Consider the following 6181-nt stretch of genomic DNA (forward strand, 5'->3'; position numbering starts at 1 on the left):
CGGCTTCTTACTCTTTCCAAAGCAGCTTCTATCTGTGCTTCTTTGGCTTGTGCTTCTGCCTTCGTAATATCAATGTATCTTTTGTAAGCCAAATCAAAAACATTGCGGAAACGTTTAAGCAAGTTTTGCTTTTCAGCACTAATTGAACTGAAAGTTGAAATTCCGATATCGCCTTCACCTATTGAATAATGGTAATAGAAAAGTTCCTGAATCCCATCCAGTCTTGGATCGTTAACTTCTCCGTTCGCTTCTCTAAACTCCTTCCATTCCTCCATTTCTTTTCCTGAAACTACAGTTTCAACAAAAGCTTCGTTATTTGTTCTAATATTTTTTACAAATTTTTCAATAATTGGATGACCTGTGTATGGAATACGGGAAATCCACCCACCTGTTACATCAGAAAAATCGTAATCATTAAAATATTTTTTATCATCAACAAATGTTTGAATGATAGCATTCCTAAGTTCATTAAATCCCAAACCTTGTAACTCTTTAAAAACACTTTCGGCAATATTCAACAAGTTATCGGACTTGCTCATGCTCATCGCAACAGTTCGCACTCTTTGCAATGCTGCTTCAACAGCCAGCTCATTGTTTTTCTGTTCAAGTTCAATGGTGCGGCGTTTGATGGCTTCACGCAGTTGCTGGTTTTCTGCTGCTATTTTATCAATAGCAATGTTTTGTCCGTCTTCTGCTTTTGTATCGGGAAAAGAAGAATGCTGATGTATTATTTTCCATCCTTCCTTTTTTTGTTGCATCAATGTAGAGGCCCTGAATTTGGAATAAAAAATCCAGTTGTTGTTTGCTAAAGCATACAGATCGCAAAACTCATGTAACAAAACGGCAACCTACAGTTGCTCCAATATTGTTTTCCTGTTCCGCATTTCTAATTTTCCTGCCACCTGGTCAATTGTGTCGTACAAAAATTGCACGGCATCTTTTTTATTGGAGAATACTTCACCTTCTGCACTTCCCACCTGTGTATATTCATCTGCCAGTAAGGGATGCATTATTTCCACATCTCCTTTAAGATAGCTATCCCAGTAAATATGATATACTTTCAGTATTTCAGCTTCCTGTTTTTTAGTCAGTTTCATTTAATATTTTTTCTTTTTGTACATCAATTTGCAGTAAAAAAATTTATTTTTTTGATGTGCATCAATCTTTAATGAACAATAAAATTTGTAATAATGCTCTACAAAGCATTTTCTTTAATAGATTTTAAAGTGCTATTAGTAAATTAAATTGAGAGTGAGTGGTTACGAAGCATGCAGCTTTCTATTATGAGGGTGGGAGATTATTATTTGCAAAAAATATTATTCTGCAATTTGCATTAACTGTTTAAGATAAGCCTGCTTGGCAGGTTCAATATTTTTTTTGCAATAAGGTGTAAAATAATGGTGCTGGTTTAAAAATTTAATTTGTATTTTATGCCATTGCCGTTTTGTTAATAAAGGGTTGATGTACTTGAGTTCTTTAAATAATTTATTGGCCTTTTTTGTGGCAGCTGCTGTACCCAAATATTCCAGGTCGGCATCGGCAACTATTTCTTCTAATTTATTTTTAGGATGCTGCGGTACTTTGGTGGCCATTATCATTCCGCATATTTTTTTAATTGCTTTTTCATTATAACCAAACTGCGGTAAATGTTTTTTTGCCAGTTTGCAACCAGCTTCTTCGTGCCCGCTGTAGGTGGTAATAAAACCGGTATCGTGCCAAAGACCTGCTACGGTTAATAAATCAATTTCTGCGGCTGTACATTTTTGGTAATGGCCAATTTCTATTGCTTTTTGCATTACATACAGGGTATGTTCTACATTATGGTAATAGTAAAATTTATTCAGTTTATCTTTTAATAAACTAACTACAAAATTTATAACAGCCTGGTTATTTTGCATGTGCTTTTGCTTTTAAAATACCACCACTTGCTTCTTTAATGCTTTGTATATAAACAAAAGCTTTTGGGTCAATCTCCCTTATGCCTTCTTCAATTTGTTTAATTTCTAACCGGGTAACAATGGTAACAATAATTTCGCAGTCGCTTTTAATATCAAAACTGCCGGGCAAGTAACCTCTTTCGCCCTTATACACTGTAATGCCCTTGCCCAGTTCGTTTACCAAAAAACTTTTTATTTCTTCCTGCTGGGCCGAGATGATATTCATGGCAGTAAATTCTTCAATACCATCTACTACATAATCGGTTGCCTTTGTGGCTGTAAAATAAGTAATGATGGAATACATGGCCGTTTCTATACCAAACTGCGATGCAGCCACCGCAAAAATGATGGTATTGATAAGCATAATAATTTCGCTGTTGGAAAAGCCTGTACGCCTGCCCGTAAATACCGCTATTACTTCAGCACCATCAATTACGCCACCGCCCCTTATTACAAGGCCCACACCGGTACCCATTAAAATGCCGCCAAAAATAGCGATGAGTAATTTATCGTGTGTAATAGGATTAATATCAATAAAAAGCAAACCCACCGAAAGAAGTATTACGGCAATTGAAGTTTGTACCGCAAAGGTTTTACCAATGCGTTTATAACCCAGGTATATAAAAAGTATATTAAGAATGATAACTAAAAAACTAATATTGATATGAAAAATTTCGTGCAGTAAAATGGAAATACCGGTAATGCCCCCATCCATAAATTTATTGGGTATCATAAATCCCTTCATTGCTAATACCGCAAGCCCCGATCCTACTGAAATAAGTAAAAGGTTTTTAAAACTCCATACCTGCTTCCACTCTACCTGGTCGGTTTTATGTTTTTTAACCATTATTAAATTTGATTTAGTTTACTAAAATAAGATTCTATTTTCATTATTCAGCTGTTTCATTTTTGGATGGTTGTTGCTGCCCACTTCGGCAAAGCACAAACCAATTAAAAATATTAATACGCCGCAAACAAAGTAAGCCAGTATTGCTGTGGCGCCAAGGCCTTCGGCAATTATTGCAGGTATTACAAAAATACCTGAGCCAGCGGTAATATTTAAAATAGCCAGCGTAAGCGACCGTACACCAATTTCTCTTTTAAGATTTTCTTGTGTTGTAACCGGCGCCATTTTTATTTTATGTAAAAAGTTTTTTTGTGGGTATAAATTTTTACAATCATTTTATTGCTGTTGATTGTATAATGAGGTTTATTACTTCCGCAATTTTAGTATCATCCATCCAACGGGTAACTACCACCAGGTCGTGTTCTTTATCTACCACAATATAATTGCCACCATAGCCTGCGGCATAATAAACTTTTGGTGAAATACCTTTCCAATCCTGCGTAGTATTTAACCACCACATGTAGCCGTAATTTTTATTAGCAACAGATGATTGCTGTGCTTCGCTGATCCATTTTTCAGAAAGCAATTGCTGGGTTTTCCATTTTCCATTTCTTAAAAATAATAAACCCAGCCTTGCATGATCGAGAGTATTGATAAAAATTCCGCCACCATGATGGCCGCCACCGCTTACCGATTGCATCATCAGCCCATCCATATTTACATAAGAATTTTCGTAACCATACCAGCGCCATGTGGCGGAGGCGCCAATAGGATCCATAATTTTTTCTTTTAAAACTGCAGGTAATGGTTTACGCCAAACCTGTAATAAAGAATACGCTAATAAATTTACACGGACATCATTGTATTCAAAAACAGTTCCGGGTTCCACCAGTTTCCTGTTTTTCCAATCATCAATATTGCCTTCTTTTGGTGGCCTGTCGGCCCAATCACTTAAACCAAACAAATTTCCTGACCAATCGGAAGACTGCGTTAATAAATGCACCCATGTAATTTTTGAATTGTGCCCGCCTTCAAAAGTTTCGTCCCACACATATTGATTTACTTTATCAGAAACATTTTTTATCAAACCATTATCTACAGCTAAACCTGCAATGCTGGAGAGATAACTTTTTGTTACACTAAAGGTCATATCTACCCTGTTTATATCGCCCCATTGTGCTGCGATATAACCATTTTTAATTACCAGCCCTGCAGGGCCGCCTCTTAATTTCATTGGCCCCAGTATTTTATAACCGGGTTCTCTTGCGTAAGATTTCATGTTGGCAATGCGTAAATCTCTTTCTACTTTGTTTTCACTATTTAATGCCATGGCAACAGCACTGTCCAATAAGGCTTTATTCATTTTTAATTCGGCAGGTTTTTTTATTTGCCATGCTGTATCAGGAAAATAAAGTTGCTGTGCAGTAACCGCCATTGCATACACACTTAAAAAAAGCAGTAAAAGTTTTCTTAGCATAATTTGGTTTTAAAATTGAAGGTTAAATATATTTATTGCAGCAAAAGATAATAATTTCAATCAATAATTGTCGAGTATTTACTCATCTTTTATCCAGCTCCTCAATCGTTTTCTCAGCACTTGCCAACCATATCTTTTTATTCTTCTCCACCAGTTTAGCAATAGCCCAATGTTATACTTTATGGTGAAGTGGCACAAGTAAATACCAAATCCAGGTATTACGCAGTCTGATTATTTCATGCAAATACGCAACGGAGCAATGTTCGCAAAGAATTTAATTGGACAAGAAAAATAAAGTACACCGTTATTATTATGCTTTGATTGCCCATCGCAGCTTTGCCGATTTTGCTCTTGGGTTAGAAGTACATTCTTCAACAGATGGTCTAATAATATCTGGTGCAATATCACTATACAAACCTTCTCTTAAAAAATTTTGAAACGATTTTTTTACCCGTCTGTCTTCCCCTGAATGAAAAGAAAGAATAGCTACACGACCACCACTTTTTAAAGCATTGGGTAATTTTTCTAAAAACTTATCCAACACTCCAAACTCATCATTTACTGCTATACGTAAGGCTTGAAAACATCTTTGGCAAGATTTTTTTACAGCATCGTCACTATTATTTTTTGATATTCCAATAACTGCTTCTTTAATTATTTGTTGTAATTGTGCAGTGGTTTCAATTACAAATCCGCTTTTTAATTTTAAAAAAATGGCATTAGCAATTTCCTTTGCATTTGGTTCATCAGCATTTGTAATAAGCAACTCTTCTAAATGTTGTGGCGTAATCGTTTTTAATAATGCTGCTGCTGATTTTCCACTTTTAGGATTTAATCGTAAGTCTAACGGGCCATCTATTTTAAATGAAAACCCTCTGTCGGGGTTATCAATTTGCATAGATGAAATTCCTAAATCGGCCAAAATAAAATCTAATTTTCCCGATTCATAAATCACTTGATCTAAATTAGAAAAATTCATTTTTTTTATTTCTAAAACATCTTCTCCATAACCCAAATTCAATAACCGTTCTTTTGTTTTTGGAAGTTCTATCGGATCTACATCCAATGCAAATAATTTGCCATTTGGTAATAAACATTTAAGCATTTCTATGCTGTGTCCGCCATAACCAAGTGTAGCATCAAGCCCTGTTTGCCCGGGTTTTATTTTAAGGATTTCTAAAATTTCTCTTACACATATAGAGCGGTGCATACCAGCAGGTGTACGACCTTGCTGCATTACTTTATCAACATCACCGGCATATAATTCAGGTTGTAACTCTTTATATTTTTCCTTAAATGCTTTTGGATGTGTACCGCTGTATCTAACTCTTCTTAATTTTTTAGGCTCTTGGTTATCCATGTTGGTAAAGCTATGATTTTGAGTAGGTAACTTTAATTTTTTTTATACACCCGGCACAAAATATTTATCCCTCTTTCTCCAGCTCTTCAATCGTTTTCTTGGCGCTTGCCAGTCGTATTTTTTTATTCTTCTCCACCAACTTAGCTGTAGCCCAATGCTCTACTTTGTGATGCAGTGGTACAAGCAATGCAGCAATACAAACCAATGCCAGCAACATTAATACAGGACTGTGATGTGTTATTCTTTCTAAAAAAGGATGCAGCAATAAATTTAAAAATTCAAACACAATTAATAGAGCCACTACGCCAAAAAATTCTATCAGTTTTGTATTGGTGATAAAGCTGCGGCTAAGGAGTAAATAAAGAGTAAGTAAAATAATAATGCCCAGGGCAATTAAAGCGTATTGAATGTTTTGTTTGCGTTGTTGCGCCTCCTCTGTTTTTTTCGATTGATCTTCTATAATACGAAGCTGTTCTTTAAAAGCCAAAGCTTGTATAACATTTTGATTGTTCTGATTAAAAATCAATTCTCTTATTGCAGACTCCACTTTTGAATAATAA

Annotated in this window: 8 protein-coding genes; all 8 read right to left on the reverse strand. The window is 35.4% G+C overall.

Features of this window, described 5'->3' with window-relative positions; translation table 11 throughout:
• A partial coding sequence (locus ACY65O_RS20590; protein ID WP_462222740.1) for a hypothetical protein occupies positions 1 to 758 on the reverse strand: 758 nt, incomplete at its 3' end.
• Positions 759 to 848: 90 nt separating this feature from the next.
• Complete coding sequence (locus ACY65O_RS20595; protein ID WP_462222741.1) at positions 849 to 1097, reverse strand: nuclear transport factor 2 family protein; 249 nt, start codon at positions 1095 to 1097, stop codon at positions 849 to 851.
• A gap of 219 nt (positions 1098 to 1316) precedes the next feature.
• Positions 1317 to 1898 carry an HD domain-containing protein gene (locus tag ACY65O_RS20600; RefSeq protein ID WP_462222742.1) on the reverse strand — a complete coding sequence of 194 codons (582 nt, stop codon included), beginning with the start codon at positions 1896 to 1898 and terminating at the stop codon, positions 1317 to 1319.
• Positions 1888 to 2784 carry a YitT family protein gene (locus ACY65O_RS20605; RefSeq protein WP_462222743.1) on the reverse strand — a complete coding sequence of 299 codons (897 nt, stop codon included), beginning with the start codon at positions 2782 to 2784 and terminating at the stop codon, positions 1888 to 1890. Before ACY65O_RS20605 ends, ACY65O_RS20600 begins: the two co-directional genes overlap by 11 nt.
• Before the next feature lie 21 nt (positions 2785 to 2805).
• Positions 2806 to 3069, reverse strand: a complete 264-nt coding sequence (locus ACY65O_RS20610) for a hypothetical protein (protein ID WP_462222744.1) — start codon at positions 3067 to 3069, stop codon at positions 2806 to 2808.
• 46 nt (positions 3070 to 3115) lie between these two features.
• On the reverse strand, positions 3116 to 4261 hold the full coding sequence (locus ACY65O_RS20615; protein ID WP_462222745.1) for a serine hydrolase domain-containing protein: 1146 nt from the start codon (positions 4259 to 4261) through the stop codon (positions 3116 to 3118).
• A gap of 310 nt (positions 4262 to 4571) precedes the next feature.
• Positions 4572 to 5621, reverse strand: coding sequence for a 16S rRNA (cytosine(1402)-N(4))-methyltransferase RsmH (gene rsmH, locus ACY65O_RS20620; protein WP_462222746.1), 1050 nt, complete (start codon positions 5619 to 5621; stop codon positions 4572 to 4574).
• A gap of 64 nt (positions 5622 to 5685) precedes the next feature.
• Positions 5686 to 6181 (reverse strand): hypothetical protein (locus ACY65O_RS20625; protein ID WP_462222747.1); only part of this gene is annotated, 496 nt, incomplete at its 5' end.

It is taken from the genome of Ferruginibacter sp. (assembly GCF_031430955.1).
Classification (GTDB): Bacteria; Bacteroidota; Bacteroidia; order Chitinophagales; family Chitinophagaceae; genus Ferruginibacter.